At 69.5% G+C, this 20,232-nt stretch carries 7 protein-coding genes and 1 tRNA gene; 5 read left to right on the top strand and 3 right to left on the bottom strand.

Going from position 1 to position 20,232, the window contains the following annotated elements:
* The first annotated feature begins 114 nt into the window (after window positions 1-114).
* Complete coding sequence (locus UAJ10_RS03630; RefSeq protein ID WP_322913999.1) at window positions 115-12,102, top strand: MBG domain-containing protein; 11,988 nt, start codon at window positions 115-117, stop codon at window positions 12,100-12,102.
* 78 nt (window positions 12,103-12,180) lie between these two features.
* Window positions 12,181-13,950 carry a ShlB/FhaC/HecB family hemolysin secretion/activation protein gene (locus UAJ10_RS03625; RefSeq protein WP_322913998.1) on the top strand — a complete coding sequence of 590 codons (1,770 nt, stop codon included), beginning with the start codon at window positions 12,181-12,183 and terminating at the stop codon, window positions 13,948-13,950.
* Between the two features lie 78 nt (window positions 13,951-14,028).
* Here UAJ10_RS03625 and UAJ10_RS03620 read toward each other — a convergent pair whose 3' ends face one another.
* Both UAJ10_RS03620 and UAJ10_RS03615 read right to left on the bottom strand, forming a co-directional pair.
* Entirely contained in the window at window positions 14,029-14,979 is a 951-nt protein-coding gene (locus UAJ10_RS03620; protein ID WP_322913997.1) for an amidohydrolase family protein, read from the bottom strand.
* Between the two features lie 96 nt (window positions 14,980-15,075).
* On the bottom strand, window positions 15,076-16,056 hold the full coding sequence (locus tag UAJ10_RS03615) for an alpha/beta hydrolase family protein (protein ID WP_322913996.1): 981 nt from the start codon (window positions 16,054-16,056) through the stop codon (window positions 15,076-15,078).
* Window positions 16,057-16,460: 404 nt separating this feature from the next.
* Here UAJ10_RS03615 and UAJ10_RS03610 point away from each other — a divergent pair, with 404 nt between their 5' ends.
* From UAJ10_RS03610 to UAJ10_RS03600, 3 genes are all read left to right on the top strand, one after another.
* Window positions 16,461-17,162, top strand: coding sequence for a TetR/AcrR family transcriptional regulator (locus tag UAJ10_RS03610; RefSeq protein WP_322913995.1), 702 nt, complete (start codon window positions 16,461-16,463; stop codon window positions 17,160-17,162).
* 142 nt (window positions 17,163-17,304) lie between these two features.
* Entirely contained in the window at window positions 17,305-18,807 is a 1,503-nt protein-coding gene (locus UAJ10_RS03605) for an FAD-dependent monooxygenase (protein WP_322913994.1), read from the top strand.
* Between the two features lie 72 nt (window positions 18,808-18,879).
* Window positions 18,880-19,995: a THUMP domain-containing class I SAM-dependent RNA methyltransferase gene (locus tag UAJ10_RS03600; protein WP_322913993.1), complete on the top strand. Its 1,116-nt coding sequence runs from the start codon at window positions 18,880-18,882 to the stop codon at window positions 19,993-19,995.
* Between the two features lie 110 nt (window positions 19,996-20,105).
* On the opposite strand, the gene UAJ10_RS03595 is transcribed toward UAJ10_RS03600, so the two are convergent.
* Window positions 20,106-20,182: transfer RNA gene (locus tag UAJ10_RS03595), tRNA-Met, on the bottom strand.
* Window positions 20,183-20,232: the final 50 nt, after the last annotated feature.

The following is a 20,232-nucleotide window of genomic DNA, read 5'->3' as shown; positions in this document are numbered from 1 at the left end:
GCAGAACCGTCACCAGCGTCATCCCCGAATGGTCTCCCTTGTTACCGGAACGCCAGAGGTTTCAGGCCACAGGTTCCAGGGGCGGGCAGCATGGGTTCTCGGGTTGGGATGGGGATGCGGGGGAATGCCCCGCAAGGCGGTACGGCGCGCGCTGAAGGCCATGTCATCTTCTCACCAAGGACTTCGCGACAGGGAAGGCGCAAGGCCCTGCTGGCCGGCACCGCCATGGCCCTGCTGGCGGCCGCCGGAACGGCGCGGGCCGGCAGCGGCCCCACCCTGCCCACGGGCGGCGCCTTCCAGGCGGGCTCGGGCAGCATCACCAGCGGCCCGGGCAGCCTGACCGTCAACCAGGGCAGCCAGCGCGCCGTCATCGACTGGAAAAGCTTTTCCATCGGCCAGGGCGGCACCGTCAGCTTCAACAATGGCAGCGGCGCCACGCTGAACCGCGTGACCGGCGGCAACCTGTCCACCATCCTGGGCACGCTGAAAGCCACGGGCACGCTGTACGTCATCAACCCGGCGGGCGTGGTGGTGGGGGCCAGCGGCGTGGTGGTCACGGGCGGCAGCTTCACCGCCAGCACGCTGGACATCGCCAACGACGCCTTCATGGCCGGCGGCACCCTGCTGTTCAAGGGCGACACCGACGCCGAGGTCAAGAACCTGGGCAAGATCTCCGCCACCGGCGGCGACGTCTTCCTGATCGCGCGCAGCGTCACCAACGACGGCACCATTACCGCCCCCAACGGCACCGTGGGACTGGCCGCCGGCCAGCAGGTGCTGCTGAAGGACGGGGACGCCGGCGAACGGGTCTATGTTCAAGTCGGGGGTCCGGGGGGAAGCGGTGACGTCACCAACACCGGCGCCATCGCGGCGGCCCAGGCGGAGCTGAAGGCCGCTGGCGGCAACATCTACGCCCTGGCCGGCAACGGCGGCGGCGTCATCCGCGCCACCGGCACCATGGTGAAGGACGGGCACATCTGGCTGTCGGCCAGCGGATCGACCGGGGCGGCCACGGACCAGGGCGGCACCGTCACCCTTGCCGGCACGGTGGCAACGACCAACGCCGACGGCACGGGCGGCACCGTCATCGCCACGGCCAAGTCGGTGGCCGTGCAGGCCGGCGCCGTCGTGGACGCCAGCGGCACCTCCGGGGCCGGTGGCACCATCCTGCTGGGCGGCGACCGCCAGGGCGGCGCCGATGCCGCCACCAAGCTGGTCAAGCAGACCGTGGCCACGGCGGCGAAGACGACCGTCGCGGCTGGCGCCACCCTGAAGGCCGATGCCGGCGCCGGGGGCGACGGCGGCAGCGTCATCGTCTGGTCGGATCAGGAAACGCGTTTCGCCGGCGCGCTCAGCGCCAAGGGCGGGCCCCGCACCGGCAAGGGCGGCTTCGCCGAAGTGTCCAGCCACAAGCTGCTGGACTTCACCGGCACGGTGGACCTGACCGCGCCGCTGGGCCGGGTCGGCCAGCTGCTGCTGGACCCGGAAAACGTCACCATCAGCACCGGCAGCAACCTCAACAGCAGCCAGTCCGGCGGCACCTTCACCCCCACGGGCGCCAGCTCCGTCATCAACACCACGACGCTGCAGAACGCCCTGTCCACGGCCGATGTCACCATCACCACCGGCACCATCGGCAGCCAGGCGGGTGACATCACCATCGCCAACAACGTCACCTGGTCCGCCAGCCACAGCCTGACGCTGTCGGCCTATCGCAACATCGTCTTCAACGGCGGCACGCTGAGCCACACCGCCGGATCCGGCGACGTCACCCTGCGGGCCGACAATACCGGCACGGGCAGTGGCACCGTCACCTTCACCAGCGGCGCCGTCGCCATGAGCGGCAGCAGCGGGTCGGTGAAGCTGTACTACAACCCCAGCGGCTACGCCTCGCCCACCAGCTATACCGGCAACGTCACGCTGGGCTCCGGCAGCCTGACCGCCTACATGCTGGTGAACAGCGCCAGCAATCTGCAGAATCTGTCGTCGAACCTTTCGGGCACCTATGCCCTGGGCCGGGACATCGACGCCAGTATCACCAGGACGTGGAACAGCGGCGCCGGATTCATCCCCATCAACAGCTTCGCCGGCACGCTCGACGGCCTGGGCCATACCGTCACCGGGCTCACCATCAATCGCCCCACCACTGTCGCGGTCGGGCTGTTCGGCGACACACCCACGGGCAACGGCCCCAGGGTCAGCAACCTGGGGCTGGTGAATGTGAACATCACCGGTTCCAACCGTGTGGGCGGCATCGTTGGGCGCGCCAACGGCGGCGGTTCCCTCGACAACGTCTATGTCACCGGCACCATCACCGGCTATGGCGACTTCATCGGCGGCCTGATCGGCCAGGACGACCAGCAGTCGATCAGCAACAGCTGGACCGACGTCGCCATCACTGTTCCCAAAGGCTACAGCGGCACCGGTGTCGGCGGCCTGGTCGGTTGGCAGCGCCTGGGCGCCCTGACCAACGTCTATGCCCTGGGCGACGTCTACGCCCCGGATTCCAGCCGGGTTGGCGGCCTGGTGGGAACCAACGGCTTCATTGGCGCCGGCCAGGGCGCCGGTATCAGCAACGCCTACGCCACCGGCAAGGTTACGGGCAACGATTCCGTCGGCGGCCTGATCGGCATCTCCGAGGGCGGCAGCATCGCCACCAGCTACGCCACGGGCGCCGTCAGCGGTGTGACTAACGTGGGCGGCCTGGTGGGCGTCAACGCCAACCCCATCACCACCAGTTGGGCCAGCGGCGCCGTCAGCCTCAGCAGCGGCAGCGCCACCAGCGTGGGCGGCTTGGTGGGCACCAACGGCGACAGCGTCAGCGCCGGCAGCATCGCCACCAGCTACTGGGACAGCTTCAGCACGGGACAGTCGACGGCCGTGGGCGCCGTGGTGGGCGGCAGCACGGCCAGCGCCACGGCCGTGACCAGCGACCCCGCGCAAGCGGCCGCCGCCAATTACGCCTTCAAGGCCGGCGCCTATGGCTCCCTGAACTTCTCCACCGGCTGGACCACCGTCGGCGACGTCACCCGCCCCATGGGCCAGTGGGAATATTCCACCAGCATCAGCAGCCCGCACCAGCTGCAACTGATGGCCATGGACACCACGGCGGCTTATACGCTGGCGCGGGACATCACGATGCCCACCAACAGCGTGTCCAGCGTCTGGGGCACCGCCGGCTTCGCCCCCATCGCCAGTGGCGGCAGCGGGTTCACGGGCAGCCTGGACGGCCAGCAGCACACCGTCGCCAACCTGACGATCAGCCGGCCGAACGACGGCCGTGTGGGCCTGTTTGGCTATCTTGGAACGGGCGGCAGCGTCAGCAACCTGGGCTTGGTGAACGCCAGCATCACCGGTCAAAACGACGTCGGCATTCTGGCCGGCGTCAGCGATGGCACCATCAGCGGCAGCTACACCACCGGCAGCGTCACCAGCGTCGGGTTGGCAGGCGGCCTGGTGGGCGTCCTGGGCAGCAGCAGCACGCCCAGTATCACCACCTCCTACAGCGCCGCCACCGTATCCACCGGCGCAGGCCTCGCCGCCGGCGGCCTGGTCGGGTCGCTGCTGCACGGTTCCATCAGCGACAGTTACGCCACCGGCGCCGTCAGCGGCAACGGTGAGGTCGGCGGCCTGGTCGGCGTGACGGCGGGCAGCGTCACCATCTCCCGCGCCTATGCCTCCGGCGCTGTGAGCAGCGCGGACACAACCATGGTCGGCGGCCTGATCGGGCTGAATGCCGGCGGTACCTTCACCGACCTGTATTGGGACGTCGGTACGACGGGCCAAGCCGCCTCCGTCGGCAGCGCAGGTAGCGCGGCCACCGGCGTCACCGGGCTGGCCACCTCCGCCGCCCGCACCCAGGGCAGCTACACCGGCTTCGACTTCACCAACACCTGGTACATCGTGGCGGGCAGCACCCGCCCCTTCCTGCGCAGCGAATATTCCACCACCATCCACACCGCGCACCAGCTGCAGCTGATCGGCACGGCGCTGACCGCCAACTATACGCTGGCCAACGACATCGACCTGGCATCGCTGACCACCACCCCCAGCGATATATGGGCCGGCGGCACCTTCAGCCCCATCGGAAGCTTCAGCGGCAGCTTCAGCGGTGGAAACCACACCATCAGCGGCCTGACCCTGACGGGCTCGGCAAACAACCGGGGCCTGTTCAGCCAGACCAGCGGTGGCAGCCTGTCCGACCTGACGCTCACCAACGTCTCCGTCTCTGGCGGCAACAATGTGGGCGCCCTGGTGGGGGCCGCCAGCGGCACCGCCATCAGCAACATCACGGTTTCCGGCACGGTCAGCGGTGCCAGCCAGGTGGGCGGTGTCGTGGGCAGCGCCACCGCGGGGTCCATCCGCTTCGCCGGCATGTCGGGCACGATCAGCGCCACCGCCGACAGCATCGGCGGTGTGGTCGGTTTCACCAACGGCGCCATATCGGACAGTTGGTCCACCGCCACGGTCAGCAGTTCGGGCACCAGCAGCCACGGCTTGTACGTGGGGGGCCTGGTGGGGCAAAGCGCCGGCACCATCGACCGGTCCTGGGCATCGGGCGCCGTCAGCGGCTGGACCGACGTCGGCGGCCTGGCGGGCCTTGCCGCCGGCAACATCACCACCTCCGGCGCCAGCGGCAGCGTCACCGGCGGGGGCAGCGTCATCGGCGGGCTGGTGGGAAACCTGTTCGGCGCCAGCCTGACCAACACCTACGCCACCGGCGCCGTCACCGGCTTTCAGGAAGAAGGCGGGCTGGTCGGCATCATCCAGGCGGTGGGCACCACCATCACCAACAGCTACGCCAGCGGCCGGGTCAGCAGCAGCAGCGGCAGCGTCTACAACGGCGGCCTGGTGGGCCTGAGCGCCGTGACGTTCACCGCCAGCAATTCGTTCTGGGACGTCACCACCACGGGGCAGAGCTTCGGCTCGGTCTCCGGCGGCGCTGGCCAGACGGTGGCTGGTTTCACTGGCATGACCGGCACCCAAGGGTTCACCAGCACCACGTTCAGCAACGCCGGCTGGGACCTGACCAACACGTGGTACATGGTGGACGGCGCCACACGGCCGATGCTGCAGGCGGAGGCGTCGGCCACCCTGCGGTCGGCCCATCAGCTGCAGTTGGTGAACCTCAATCCAAGTATCGGCTACACCCTGGCCAACGACATCGACCTGGGCGGCGCCCTGTCCGCCACCGGCGGGGCGTGGGGCAGCGGCGGCTTCTCCCCCATCGACAGCTTCGCCGGCACCTTCAATGGCGGCGGCCATACCATCAGCGGCCTGACCATCAACACACCCGGTAGCACCGAGGTCGGGCTGTTCGGCGCCCTGAGCGGCACGTCCCATGTGCATGACCTGACGCTCAGCACCGTCTCCATCACCGGCGGCAGCGATGTCGGCGCCCTGGCGGGCAACGTCGGTGGCGGCGCCATCAGCCATGTCACGGTGACCGGCAGCATCACGGGCGGCAGCACCGTGGGCGGCCTGATCGGCAGCGTCACCAGCGGCGCCCTGCTGCAGGACACCAAGGCGGACATCCTGATCACCGCCAGCGGCACCGATGTCGGCGGGCTGGTCGGCAACAGCAACGGCACCATCCAGGACAGCTACACCCTGGGCGGCATCCGCATGACCGCCGCCGGCAGCGCCCAGTCCGTGGGCGGCCTGGTGGGCACGAGTAGCGGCACCATTGCCGACGACTATGCGCAGGTGGCCCTGCTGGGCGCGGTGAGGAGCGGATCCGCCGCCGGCGGCCTGGTGGGCACCAACAGCGGCACAGTGGCCCGGACCTACAGCATCGGCGCCTTGGCCCTGACCGGCACCACCGCCCGGGGCGGCCTGATCGGCAACAATATCGGCACCGCCAGCAACAGCTTCTATGACACCGAAACCTCCGGCCTGTCGGTCGGCGTGGGGGGCGGCACCACCTCCGGCGTCACGGGGAAGACGACCGCCCAGATGCAGACGCGCGGCACCTTCACCGGTGCCGGCTGGGACTACACCACGCCCGTCTGGGGCATGATCGACGGCACCACCCTGCCCTACTTCACCTGGGAACACGCGGGCGGCGTCCAGATCGTCACCGGCACGGCCTACAGCGACGCCGCCGGCAGCACCTTCGCCACCGCCAACCGTGTCAGCGCGTTGACCAACGGCACCAGCCTGGGCAGCGGCTTCGCCGGGGCCAACGGCTATTACTACATCCTGGCCGACGGCAGCCCCATCACCGGCGGCAACCTGGTGGCCTATCTGAACCCGGCGCTGGGCAACACGACGCTGGGCAACGCCGTCCACCTGACCACCAGCGGCGGCACCACCACCGGCCTGTCGGTGCTGGGCAATACCGTGCAGATGACCAGCGACGGCCCGGCCGCCAGCACCAGCGCGCTGGCCAGCGCCCGGCCGTCCGGCATCGATTCCAGCCTGCTCTACACCGTGTCGGGCGGCACCATCACGCTGGCCGCCAATGCCAATCTGGATATCGAGGCCGGCAGCGCCGCGATCACCATCGACAATGCCGTGACGCTGAGCGGCACGGGCACCCTGACGCTGGCCAGCACCGGCACCAGCACGCAGTCGGCCGCCATCACCACGCCCAGCCTGCTGCTGACGGGCAGCGGTGGCGTCTGGCAATTGGGCAGCCTGTCCGGCGGCAACAGCATCAACAACATCGGCACGCTGGCGGCCAACACCGGTTCGATCCTGGTCGGATCCGGCGGCGCCCTGGCGGTGGGCACCGTGGGCTCCACCAACGGCATCACCCTGACCGGCGGCCTGGGCTTCACCGGCGCCAACACCAGCGTCACCCAGACCCAGGCGATCAGCGCCGGCGGCCTGGCGCTGGAGGGTGGCAGCTACACCCTGACCAACGCGGGCAACGCCGTCACGCATTTCACCGCCAACGGCGCCACGTTCAGCGTGGTCACCTCCGGCGCCGTCACCGTGGACAGCGTGACCGCCGGTGGCACCAGCTACGACGGCCTGACCCTAAGCGGCACGGGCAGCAACAGCCTGACCGCCGGCGGCAACCTGACGGTGGCGACCCCGACCAATACCGCCACCCTGGCGGCGGGCGGCGCCCTGACCCTGACGGCTGGTGGCGACCTGACCATCACCGACACCAGCCTGGCCGTCGGCAGCGGCAGCGGCGCCAGCACCCTGACGCTGGTGGCCGGCAACAACGTCACCCTGCAGGGCACGTCCAGTGCCATCACCGTCAACGGTATCGTCGGCGCCGGGCTGGACCTGTCCCTGTACGCCGACAGCGACAGCAGCGGCGCCGGTGGCATCACCCTCAGCCGCGTCAATATCCTGACCAAGGGTGGCACCTTGGCCCTGGTGGGGGGCGCCGTCGTCAGCGACCCCACGACCGCCGGCAACGCCCACAGTACAGGGAACAGCGCCACCGACGACGCCGCCATCAGCATCACCAACAGCGCCATCAGCCTGGAGGGGGGCAACGCCGTCCTGAAGGGCGATGGACAGGCCAGCGTCACCGGCACCTCGTCCGGCATCGTGCTGACCAACAGCAGCCTCACCACGACCGGCACCGGCACCCTGGCGCTGACCGGCAGCGCCACGACCAGCACCGCCGCCGGTGCGCATGTCGGCATCCAACTGGTGGACGGCACGCTGCAAACGGCGGCGGGGGACATCACCCTGACCGGCACGGCGGCGGCCGGCCCTGGCGGCAATACCGGCCTGCTGGTCAACGGCGGCGGCGTGACCGCCACCACCGGCGGCATCACCCTGACCGGGACGGGCACGGGCGGCACCGGCCTGCGGCTCTACGGCGAAACGCTCAGCACCACCAGCGGCGCCATCGCCCTGGCGGGCAGCGGCACCACCGGTGCTGGCCTGGTGCTGGGCGACGGCACCAGCACGGCCGCCAGCATCGGCAGTGGCACGCAGACCGGCGCCATCACGCTGACCAGCGACGATTTCGCCCTGTCCAGCGGGGCGGCGCCCACCATCACCACCACCGGCACCGTGATCCTGCGCCAGCAGTCCGCCGACCGCGCCCTGGCCCTGAGCGGCAGCGTGACGGGCGCGGACGTGCTGAGCGCCGCCGGCATCAACGGCGTCACCGCGGGCACCTTGGTTATCGGCCGCACGGACATCAGCGAGACGGCCGGCTACACCATTGCCGGGGCCATCGCGCCCACTAACGTCACCACACTCTCCCTCGCGACGGGGGGCGCCATCACCCAATCCAGCGGCGCCACCATCACCGCCACCAGCCTGGCCGTGCGCGCCGCCGGCGACATCGGCCTGGCCACCGCCACCAACAGCGTCGGCACCTTGGCGGCCAGCACCAGCGCCGGCAGCGTCAGCTTCAAGGACAGTGGCGCCCTGACTGTGGGCACGGTCGACGGCCTGAACGGCGTCACCGCCACCACCGCGGTGCAACTGACGGCTGGGGCCGGTAGCCTGCTGACGGTAAGCCAGGCCGTCAGCGGCGGCACCGGTGTCACGCTGACGGCCGACCGCATGGCCCTGGCCAGCACGGTCAGCGCCACCAGCGGCGGCACCGTCCAGTTGGGCACCGCCACCACCAGTGGCTGGAACGTCGACCTGGGCAGCACCGGCGATGCCACGGCCAGCACCCTGGAACTGTCCTCCGCCGAACTGAACCGCATCACCGCCAGCAGCCTGACGATTTCCGGCGCCGGCATCACCATAAGCGGGGCCATCGCGCCCAGCACGGTCAGCACGCTGAACCTGACGGCCACCGGCGCCATCGCGCAGACCAGCGGCAGCACCCTGACCGTCGGCACCCTGGGGCTCACCGCCGGCGGCGCCATAACCCTGGACCAGGCCAACAGCGTCGGCACCCTGGCCGCCAGCGCCACCGGCGCCGTGACCGTCGTCACCACCGGCGCCCTGACCATCGGCACGGTGGGCGGCACCAGCGGCGTCAGCGGCACCACCATCGCCCTGACGTCAGGCGCCGGCAGCCTGATGACCATCTCCAGCGGGATTACCGGCACCGGCGTCACCCTGACCGCCGATCGCGTAAACCTGACCGGCAGCGTGACCGCGACCGGCACCGTCACCCTGGCCCCCGTCACCAGCGGCTGGACCGTCGACCTGGGTAGCACCAGCGATGCCACCAGCGGCACGCTGGAGCTGTCGGCGGCGGAGTTGGACCGCGTCACCGCCGGCACGCTGGTGGTGGATCCGCCCGTGTCCGGCGACATCGTCATCAGCGCCGCCATCGCCCCGGCCCATGCCAGCACCCTGGTGCTGGAGGCCGGCGGCACCATCACCCAGGCCAGCGGCGCCACCATCACCGTGGGCAGCCTGGGCCTGAACGCCGGCGGTGCCATCACCCTGACCCAGGCCAACAGCGTCGGCACCCTGGCGGCCATCGCCGGGGGCGCCATGGCCCTCACCAACGCCGGCGCCCTGACCATCGGCACCGCCGGCGGCGTCAGCGGCATCACCGCCACCGGTGGCGTGACCATCACCACCAGCGGAACGCTGACCTTGGCCAACGCGGTCACCAGCCAGGCCACCGGCGACGCCGTCACCCTGTCGACCACCGGCGCCTTCATCAACGCCGCCGGCGCCAGCGCCATCACCGCCGTCAGCGGCCGCTGGCTGGTCTATTCCGCCACCTCGGCCGGCGACACCTTCGGTAATCTGGACAGCGGCAACACCGCCCTGTGGAACCGCACCCTGGCCTCCGGCGCCGTCACCGCCAGCGGCAACCGCTATGTCTTCGCGGAACAGCCCACCCTGGTCATCACGGCCAGCGACGCGAGCAAGACCTACGGCCAGGACGTCAGCGGCGCGCTGAGCTACACCCTGTCCGGTGGCGCGGCCGGCGTGGCGCACGCCTATCTGGGCGGCGCCAGCCTCGGCACCGCCCCCACGCTCACCTCCACCGGGGCCGGCGGTGGCGCCACCGTCGGTGGCTACACCATCATGGCCAGCGGCGCCACCACCACCGACGGTTCGGCCATCAGCTATGTCGCCGGCACCCTGACGGTGAACAAGGCGGCCCTCACCGTCACCGCCAACAACGCCACCGTCACCTATGGCCAGACGCCCAGCCTGGGCGCCAGCTACAGCGGCTTCGTCAACGGCGACACCGCCGCCGTCCTGGGCGGCAGCCTGGCCATCGGCGGCGCGGGCACCAACGCCGGCAGCTACACCCTCACCCCCGGCGGCCTCACCGCCGCCAACTACGACATCAGCTATGTCGCCGGTACCCTGACGGTGAACAAGGCGGCCCTCACCGTCACCGCCAACAACGCCACCGTCACCTATGGCCAAACGCCCAGCCTGGGCGCCAGCTACAGCGGCTTCGTCAACGGCGACACCGCCGCCGTCCTGGGCGGCAGCCTGGCCATCGGCGGCGCGGGCACCAATGCCGGCAGCTACACCCTCACCCCCGGCGGCCTCACCGCCGCCAACTACGACATCAGCTACGTCGCCGGCACCCTGACGGTGAACAAGGCGGCCCTCACCGTCACCGCCAACAACACCACCGTCACCTATGGCCAGACGCCCAGCCTGGGCGCCAGCTACAGTGGCTTCGTCAACGGCGACACCGCCGCCGTCCTGGGCGGCAGCCTGGCCATCGGCGGCGCGGGCACCAATGCCGGCAGCTACACCCTCACCCCCGGCGGGCTCACCGCCGCCAACTACGACATCAGCTACATCGCCGGTACCCTGACGGTGAACAAGGCGGCCCTCACCGTCACCGCCAACAACGCCACCGTCACCTATGGCCAGACGCCCAGCCTGGGCGCCAGCTACAGCGGCTTCGTCAACGGCGACACCACCGCCGTCCTGGGCGGCAGCCTGGCCATCGGCGGCGCCGGAACCAACGCCGGCAGCTACACCCTCACCCCCGGCGGCCTCACCGCCGCCAACTACGACATCAGCTACGTCGCCGGTACCTTGACGGTGAACAAGGCGGCCCTCACCGTCACCGCCAACAACGCCACCGTCACCTATGGCCAGACGCCCAGCCTGGGCGCCAGCTACAGCGGCTTCGTCAATGGCGAAACCGCCGCCGTCCTGGGCGGCAGCCTGGCCATCGGCGGGGCGGGCACCAACGCCGGCAGCTACACCCTCACCCCCGGCGGCCTCACCGCCGCCAACTACGACATCAGCTACGTCGCCGGCACCCTGACGGTGAACAAGGCGGCCCTCACCGTCACCGCCAACAACGCCACCGTCACCTATGGCCAGACGCCCAGCCTGGGCGCCAGCTACAGCGGCTTCGTCAACGGCGACACCACCGCCGTCCTGGGCGGCAGCCTGGCCATCGGCGGCGCGGGCACCAATGCCGGCAGCTACACCCTCACCCCCGGCGGCCTCACCGCCGCCAACTACGACATCAGCTACGTCGCCGGCACCCTGACGGTGAACAAGGCGGCCCTCACCGTCACCGCCAACAACGCCACCGTCACCTATGGCCAGACGCCCAGCCTGGGCGCCAGCTACAGTGGCTTCGTCAACGGCGACACCACCGCCGTCCTGGGCGGCAGCCTGGCCATCGGCGGCGCGGGCACCAACGCCGGCAGCTATACCCTCACCCCCGGCGGCCTCACCGCCGCCAACTACGACATCAGCTACGTCGCCGGCACCCTGACGGTGAACCGCGCGCCGCTGACCGTCACCGCCAACGACGTCACCATCGCCTTCGGCGGCACGCCGGCCTACAGCGCCCGGTACAGCGGCTTCGTCAATGGCGAAACGGCCGCCGTCCTGGGCGGCAGCCTGGTCTACAACGGGGGCGGGACGGCGGCCGGCACCTACACGATCACGCCCGGCGGCCTCACGTCCGGCAATTACCTCATCACCTACGTCGCCGGCACCCTGACGGTGCAGGCGGACACGTCAACACCTGTGGTGGTGCCCGAGGTGCCGTCCTCCACCCATTTCGTGGATCAGCCCTCCGGCAAGGTGCCCTTCACCCCCACCCAGCCGCTGGTGGGGTCGGACTACTCGCAGGGCAATTACCGTGTCATCTACCTGGCGCCCCCCGCCACGGCCAGCGGCACGATCACCAACACCTCCACCTTCTCCGCCGCCCACCAGGACGGGACGGATGAGACGGAGTTCGAAATCGCCAAGCGGTGGCGCTGACGCCGCGCCATGACCGTCCCCACCGCCCCCTCGCCCGCCCTCCATACTTCCACGACCGCCCCCATGCCCAGGAATTCCATGCCCGTCCCCCCGGCACGCGTTCTTACCGCCCTGCTCCTGGCCGGCCTGTCGCTGACGTCCGTGCGGGCGCAGGCGCAAAGCTATGAGCGCATCGCGCCCAAGGAGCCTCCCGCCAAGGCGCCGGCGGACCAGGCGCCGCAGCCGCCCATGCCGGCCGCCCCCGCGCCCGAGTCAGACCGGGTGATCCTGCCCCAGCTCAAGGGTTTGGCCTTCGTGCCCACGCCGGCCGCGGTGAAGCCTCAGGGCAGCACCGTCACCGGTGTGGATACCGGCGGCATCGACATCCTGGACCGCCCCGGCTTCCGCCCCCTCGCGGAGGCTTACATCGGCAAGCCCCTGCGCCTGGCGGATCTGAATGAGCTGGCCCGCCGCATCGTCGCCTTCTACCGCGACAACGACCACCCGCTGGTCGACGTGCTGGTACCGGAGCAGGACATCGACAACGGCACCGTGCAGGTGGTGGTGCGCGAATTCACGGTGGGCCAAGTGGCGGCCGAGGGCAACGAGTGGTTCGACAGCGCCCTGCTGACCCGCCACATCAGTGCCGGCCCGGGCGACCGGGTGGAGGGGGAACGCCTGCTGCGCGAGGTCAATGGCCTGAACGAGAACCCCTTCCGCCAAGTTGACTTGGTCTATCGGCCCGGTACCGCGCCGGGCACCACCGACCTGGTGCTGTCCACCCGTGACCGCTTGCCCCTGCGCGTCTACGCCGGCTATGACAACAGCGGCGCGCCCAGCACAGGCCGCGACCGCTGGAACTTGGGTTTCAACTGGGGCAACGCCTTCTGGCAGGATGAGCAGCTGTCCTACCAGCTGACCACCAGCAACGACTTCTGGCACGACCGACCGGGCGGGCGAAACGCGTCCTTCGTCGGTCATTCCCTCAGCTGGCTGGCACCCTTGCCCTGGCAGGACCGCCTGATGATCTTCGGCAGTTATGAGGAAAGCGTGCCCAACGTGGGCAACGATTTCGGCCTGGTGGGCAAGAGCGGCCAAGCCAGCCTGCGCTATCAAATCCCCTTGGCGCGGACGCCGGATTTCGCCCACCAGCTGGAATTCGGCTACGACTTCAAGACCACCAACAACAACCTGGCCTTCGGCGGCGTCCAAATCTCGCGCACGGCGACGGAGATCAACCAGTTCTCCGCCAATTACAACGCCACCCTGGGGGACGCCTGGGGCAGCACGGGGTGGAGCAATACCCTGGTGTGGAGCCCGGGCGGCCTGACCGGCGACAACACCAACGCCGCCTTCCAGCCAGGCGACAACCAGTCCGGCCGCCTGGGCGCCAAGGCCGACTATCTCTATGTCCGCAGTGAGCTGAACCGACTGATCAAACTGCCGGATGACGCGGTGTGGGCCACCCGCGTGGTGGGGCAGCTGAGCAACCGCGCCTTGCTGGATACCGAACAGTTGGGCGCCGGCGGCGCCGACATCCTGCGCGGCTATGACGAGCGGGCGGTGAACGGCGACCAGGGCGTGCTGATCAGCACCGAGCTACGCAGCCGCGCCTTCAAGCTGGTGCAGCGCGGCCCCGACGACGCGCTGCAACTGCTTGCCTTCTTCGATTATGGCAGCCTGTGGAACCGCAACATCCCGGCCGGCGAGAGCGACAACGTCACCCTGGCCAGCACCGGCGTAGGCCTGGGCTACACCTACGGCACCTACCTGACCGTGAAGTTCGCCTACGGCTGGCAGCTGCGCAAGCTGCCGGGCGCCACGGACAAAGGCGAACTCAGCCACGTCTCCGTGACGCTGAGTTACTGATACGATACAGCCGCCGGCAAGCTATCGACGCGGCAAAGCCGCCGGACGGGCGGTCCGGCGGCTGTCGACGCGAACCCCTCAGCCCAGTTTGTAGAAGCGGACGGCATTGTTGTAGAAGATGTCCCGCCTCTGCTCCTCCGTCAGGAAGGGGGCCGACTTGATGCGGTCGACGGCCAGGCCGATGGCGTCCGGCCAATACATCTGGTCCGTGCCGAACATGATGCGCTTGCCGAAGCCGGCATCGACCAGGGCCTTCAGATAATCATTGAAGGCCGGGCGCGGCAGCAGCCAGTCGATGGCCCCCGTATCCGCATAGACATTGGGATACAGCATCAGCATGGCCATGGTGTCTTCCAGGTAGGGCCAACCACAATGCATGAGGTTCAGGCGCAGCTTGGGATGTTTGTTCAGCGCCTCCTCGACGTATTCGGGATTGCCGAAACGGGCCCGGGCGGTACGGCAACAGGGGTCGAAGGTGGTGCCCTCGGGCATGGTGCCGGTGTGCAGGGCCACCGGAATGTCCAGCTCTTCCGCCAGGGACAGGTAGGGGTCGTACTGCGGGTCGCTCAACGGCAGGCCGGCATATTGGGAGGTCAGTTCCCCCAGCACCTGAAGCTTGCCCTGGGCATGCAGCTTGCGTAGGTCCTTCAGCGGCGGCAGGGGCGTGTCCGCTGATCCGCGGATGCCAGCGCCCACCAGGATGCGGCCGGCATCCCGGTCGCGCCAGTCCACGGCCGCCTGCAGTCGGTCGCCGTCGCCGCCACTGACCACGCCCCGGACCACGTTCAGGCGCGTCATCTCCGCCAGACAGGCTGTCAGGTGGTCGGCCCCGGTCTTGATGGGGCTCTTGGCCCCGGTGATGGGATTGACGATGGGATTCTCGAAGCGCATCGACGCCGGATAGGCATGCAGGTGGACATCGATGATGGGCGGGTTGGCCGCCGTCGCGGCCACCAGGGGGTGCGGCAAGGCCAGCAGGGCCAAGGTGCCGCCGCCGAGCTTCAGGAAGTCTCTGCGACCGCTCTGCATATAATTCCTCCCGGGATTTATTGTCGTTAAGAATTGGCGAGGTAGGCCAACCGCCACCACAGGATGTGATGGGTGCCATCCAGGCGAAAGGGCCAGTTAGGGCCGCCCATCCGGTGAAAGCGTGCCTTGGAACAGGCGAAGCGCCTCCGCCAAGGCGATCGCATGGGCACGCTCCGCCTCTGGCGCCCGCTCACAAAGGTTGAGCACCGTCCGGCCACGGGGGGTGCACACGCCCACGAAGCTGTAGTGGGCCGCCCCCGGCACCATCACCAATCGCGCGTCCTTGACCAAGCGCGCCGCCACCCCCGCCTCTGTGGCGGCGGGCACCAGCGGATCACTGTCCCCAACCACCAGGGTGGTGCGGGCGGTGACGCGGCCCAGGCTTTCCGGCGACAGCATCTGTACGGGCGGCGCGATGGCCAGGATGGCGCGCAGACCTGGAAAGGCGGCCCCTTCCGATGCCCGGGCGGCCGCCTGGTCCAAGCCCAGCCGGTGGATGCCGTCGCGCTGGGTGACATGCGGGGCGTCCGGTGTTTCCGGGGCGGTGTCGCAGACCTGGTCCGCCGGCTTGGCCGCACAGAAATCATCGAAATGTCCGGGATCGATGACGGCGCCACCCAGGGCCAGCGCCGTCATGCCCCCCATGGAAAAGCCGGCCGCGCCGACATGCCCCATGTCGAGGTGCGGGCCCAGCGCCGGATCGGTGGCCATGGCGCGCGCGGCGGCGATCAGGTCGCGCGGCCGCTCCCACCAGGCGGTCCCGCCCACTGGGGTGCGGTCCAGCGCGTTGTTGCCGGGATGGCTGACGCCAATGACGATGAAGCCGCGCTCCGCCAATCCTCCCCCCAGCCAGGACAGATCCTCGGCGCTGCCGCCAAACCCAGGGGACAACAGGACGACCGGGTGCGCCCCGGGCGCCGGCACGGCGTTGATGGCCGCCGGCCCGCCGACCAGCAACGCCTGGCCCGGCGGCCCGACGTCCACTTCTTCCTGCGCCGTTCCCGCCGCCGCCGGATACCAGACCGTGACCGGCAGCACAGGGCGGTGGTCGCTTCGCCGCGCTGCGGCGCTGGCCAAGGAAACCTCGCGATAAGTCAGCCCCACAGGGGCCGCCACAGGGGCGGTCACAGGGGCGGCGTGCGCAGCGGGCACACCAGCCCATAGGAGGCCGGCCAGGACCATGCGTTTCAGAATCACCTTCGTCACACCGTCGCAGATTAACTAATTGAGTGAATCACTGATACACTCATGATGGTGCGCTGGCAAGCTCCGTGGCGCGGTGCCCGGCCGTCGCTTGCTTTTCGCTGGTGCTATAAGGGCTTGGCACGTTCATGAAGGACGCGCGGGGAACCATCAGCTATTCTCCGCAGCCGCCGGCTTGATATGCCCGTTCCCGCCAGGGTCGACACGGCGCCGTCCATGGGGGGGCCGGCCATGGGAACGGAGCCCCGGGACGAAGACGTGGAACGGAGACGTGGGACATGCGTAGATCGAGCCGGCTGGGATTACGCCCGCTCAGTGAGATCGCCGAGGCCGGGTTGCATTGTTTCACCCAACGCGGCTTCCGCCTGACCCAGATGTCGGATATCGGGGCGGAATTGGGCATGTCGCCCTCCGCCGCCTATCGCTATGTCGAGAGCAAGGAAGCCCTGTTCCATATCGCGGCGCTGCACGCCGCCGGCACACCGCTGGGGGGCTTGCCCCTGCCGGTGGCGGTGAGCGATCTCGCGGAAACCGTCCTGTCGATCGAGGCCATCGTCCACTCCTGGCCGCGCTGGCCGGCGCTGCGGGCGGCCCTGGACCATCCCTCACCGGTGTATTCGCTTGAGCACGAGGCGGAGGGGATCGCGACCGAACTGTATGACTTCCTGGCCGCCACCTGGCGCCTGATCGTCCTCTTCGACCGTACCGCCAACGACATCCCCAGCCTGAAAACGGCCTTCACCCAGCAGTACCGAGCACCTTACCTGGCCGACATCGTGACCTGGTTCGGCCGGCGCTATGACGGCGATGGACCGGCGGAAGCCTTGGCTCGTTCCGGTATCGAAGCGATCAGCTGGCTGGCGATGCGGCGGCGAACGGACCCGGCGGCAGCCTCGATCACCGAGGAAGAGGCGCGGCGCGCGGCGGCGCGTTGCCTGATCGCGCTGCTCCAGGCTCCCCAGCGGCGGCCGGCGATGTGACGGAAGGGCGGGTGGCGGCCAATGGCCCCGCTCAACTTATAGATGGCGTTGAAAGAGTTGAGTTCAAGAATTGCCTGATCGCCTCGCCAATTCATAAAGTCCGGCCCTCTGAAACAAGGAGGCCGGGCGGATGGATAAGGGCATGCGACAGGATCATGCGGTGGTCATCGCCGGCGGCGGCCCCACGGGGCTGATGCTGGCCGCCGAACTGGCCTTGGCGGGCGTCGGCGCGATCGTGGTCGAGCGCCGCCCCAACCAGGATCTGGCGGGAATGCGGGCCGGCGGCCTGCACATCCGCACCATCGAGGTGCTGGACCAGCGCGGCATCGCCAACCGCTTCCTGGCACGGGGGCAAACCCATCCGGTGGGTCATTTCCACGGCCCCACCCTGGATCTCAGCGACTTCCCCACCCGCCACCGGTACTTCCTGGCCCTGTCCCAGAACCATATCGAGGGCTTGCTGGCCGACTGGGCCGGCGAACTCGGCGTCACCATCCTGCGGGGGCGTTCGGTCATGGACTTCACCCAGGACGAGGATGGCGTCGATATAGCGCTGTCCGATGGTGGGCCGGTGCGGGCCGGGTATCTTGTCGGCTGCGACGGTGGGCGCAGCCTCATCCGCAAAAGGGCTGGCATCGAATTCCCCGGCTGGGACGCGACCAAGAGCTGGCTGATCGCCGAGGCCCAGTGGGCGGAGGAGCCGGCATGGGGCTTTCGCGCCGACGCCACCGGAACCCACGGGCTGGGCAAGATGGAGGATGCCGGCCGTGTCCGCATCGTCCTGACCGAGCGGAACTTTCAATCCGGCGGACAACCCACGCTGGACGATGTCCGGAAGGCGCTGATCGCCATTTACGGCACCGATTACGGCATCCACAGCCCGACATGGATTTCCCGGTTCACCGACATGGCGCGGCAGGCCGCCGCCTACCGCGACCGGCGGGTGCTGCTGGCCGGCGACGCGGCGCATGTCCACCCGCCCATGGGCGGGCAAGGCCTGAACATCGGGGTGCAGGACGCGGTGAACCTGGGCTGGAAGCTGGCCCAGGTGGTCAAAGGGATGGCACCTGCCACCCTGCTTGACACCTATCATCGCGAACGGCACCCGGTGGCGGCACGGGTGCTGCTCACCACCATGGCCACCGTGGCGCTGCAGCGCCAGGATGACCGCTCCAAGGCCCTGGGCCAGCTCATCTCGGAATTCATGGCCATGGAGGCGCCGCGCAAGCATATCGCCGCGCACATGTCCGGCTTGGCCGTCCATTATGACCTGGGTGAGGGCCATCCGCTGCTGGGGCGCCGCATGCCCGACCTCGACCTCGTCACGGCCGATGGCCCGCGCCGGCTCTATACCTATCTGCACCAGGCGCGACCAGTGCTCCTCACCCTTGAACCGGGCGACGGCGTCGACCTCGCCTCCCGGGACGGCTCTCGGGTCGGCCCCGGGGACGGCCCATGGAACGGCTGGCTCCAGAGGATAAACGCCACCTATGACGGACCGTGGGAATTGCCCGTGCTTGGCCAGGTCCCCGCTCCAGCCCGCGTGCTGATCCGCCCCGATGGCTATGTGGCCTGGACGGGGAGCAGGGATGATCCGGGCCCTGACGCGGCGCGGGTCCCCTGGGTCGGGCCGTCCCGGCCATGAACCTCCCCGCCCGCACGCAAGCCATGGCGAGAAAGCCCTCGCCGCTTCAGGCGCGGCGCGATATCAAGGCGCATGGACGAGCGCGACGACTTTGACATCTACGTGGTGACCACCCCGGGCCTGGAATCCGCGCTGTGCGCGGAGATGACGGCGGCCGGCTTCACCGACCCGCAGGCCGGCAAGGGCGGCGTCAGCACCCGCGGCGGCTGGACGGAGGTGTGGCGCGCCAACCTGGAACTGCGCGGCGCCACCCGCGTGCTGGTGCGCATCGGCTCCTTCCGCGCCCTGCACCTGGCGCAGTTGGACAAGCGCGCCCGCCGCTTCCCTTGGGCGGACTTCCTGCGGGTCGACGTGCCGGTGAAGGTGGAGGCCAGTTGCACCAAGTCCCGCATCTATCACGCCGGTGCGGCGGCGGAGCGCATCACCCGCGCCATAGCGGAGGAATTGGGCGCCCCCGTCGCGGACGATGCCGAGATCGTCATCAAGACCCGCATCGACGACGACCTCTGCACCTTCAGCATCGACACGTCGGGCGAGTCATTGCACAAGCGCGGTCATAAAGAGGCGGTGAACAAGGCCCCGATGCGGGAGACCATGGCCGCCTTGTTCCTGCGCCAGTGCGGCTATGACGGCAAGGAAACGGTGGTCGACCCCATGTGTGGCTCAGGCACCTTCGTGATCGAAGCGGCGGAAATCGCGGCCGGCCTCAAGCCCGGCCGCTCCCGGTCCTTCGCCTTCGAGAAGCTGGCGGGGTTCGATGCCGCCGCCTGGGAAGCGTTGAAGGCCGCAGGGGATGTCACGCCGCCGCCCATGCGCTTCCACGGCAGCGACCGCGACGCCGGCGCCGTCAAGATGAGCCAGGACAACGCGGCACGGGCCGGTGTGGCGGAATGGACGGACTTCCAGCGCCAAGCCATCAGCGATCTGGTGCCACCCGACGGGCCCCCGGGGCTGGTCATTGTCAACCCGCCCTACGGCGGGCGCATCGGCGACACCAAGCAGCTCTATGCCCTGTACGGCAGCCTGGGCAAGGTGCTGCGCGAGCGTTTCCACGGCTGGCGGGCCGGCATCATCACCAATGAACCGGCCCTGGCCAAGGTGACGGACCTGCCCTTCCTGCCCACCGGCGCGCCGGTGCTGCACGGTGGTATCAAGGTGCTTCTGTACCGGACGGCGCCTCTGGGGTGAGGCCGCGGTCCCGGCCGCCGAGCGGAGCGCTGAGCGGCACCCGGCCTGCTGCTGTCCCGGCCGCCAACAGCAAAACCCCCGCCGGCATACGCGGGCGGGGGCATTATATTTGGTTGCGGGGGCAGGATTTGAACCTGCGGCCTTCAGGTTATGAGCCTGACGAGCTACCGGGCTGCTCCACCCCGCGGGAACTGTGTGCTGGGGGAGGCGGGCATTGTGCTGAGGGTCTGGCTGCGG

The sequence above is a fragment of the Nitrospirillum guaranorum genome, from assembly GCF_034653275.1.
Lineage (GTDB): Bacteria > Pseudomonadota > Alphaproteobacteria > Azospirillales > Azospirillaceae > Nitrospirillum.
Note: the sequence above shows the minus strand (reverse complement) of the source record. Positions and strands in the feature narration are given on the sequence as shown.